The organism is Pseudomonas sp. R28(2017) (assembly GCF_002112505.1).
Lineage (GTDB): Bacteria > Pseudomonadota > Gammaproteobacteria > Pseudomonadales > Pseudomonadaceae > Aquipseudomonas.
The window spans coordinates 1-657 of sequence record NZ_NEHW01000044.1 but is presented as its reverse complement, the minus strand read 5'-3'; the positions used below and the strand labels follow the sequence as shown (position 1 = coordinate 657).

Annotated in this window: 2 rRNA genes; both read right to left on the bottom strand. The window is 47.3% G+C overall.

The window, feature by feature from the left end:
• Window positions 1–331: 331 nt before the first annotated feature.
• A 5S ribosomal RNA gene (rrf, locus tag CAF78_RS27525) occupies window positions 332–447 on the bottom strand.
• A gap of 132 nt (window positions 448–579) precedes the next feature.
• A 23S ribosomal RNA gene (locus tag CAF78_RS27520) occupies window positions 580–657 on the bottom strand; the annotation flags it as partial.

The following is a 657-nucleotide window of genomic DNA, read 5'->3' as shown; positions in this document are numbered from 1 at the left end:
TCACAAGCACCCACACGAATTGCTTGATTCGATTTGTTAAAGAGCGTTTGGTTAAGAGCTTTTCGTCTCAACCGAGGCGCGCATTCTACGCTTTCCTCAGGGCCTGTCAAGCGTTTATTTTGAAGTTTTTTGCGAGAAACTCGTTTAGCTTCAAATACTTAACTCGCTTCGATCTCTCGTCGCGGGAGGTGAATAATACAGCATTCAAAAACGCTGTCAACCACCTTTTTACCACCACCGGTTGGCGTTCAGCCTACCAGGAGAAGCGATAGCTTCTACTTAAAGACAAAACCCCTACCTGCATGTGCAGATAGGGGTTTTGCGAAATGAATCTTGACGATGACCTACTCTCACATGGGGAAACCCCACACTACCATCGGCGATGCATCGTTTCACTACTGAGTTCGGGATGGGATCAGGTGGTTCCAATGCTCTATGGTCGTCAAGAAATTCTGTTGCCAGAATGTCCTGTTGGACAGCCTAGCGAATTCGGATATGCGATATTTGTGATGTTGCGAACTTTCGGTTCGTTTCGTCTTCACCACCGCAATCTGCGCTAGCAAATTGCTTGGGTGTTATATGGTCAAGCCTCACGGGCAATTAGTATTGGTTAGCTCAACGCCTCACAGCGCTTACACACCCAACCTATCAACGTCG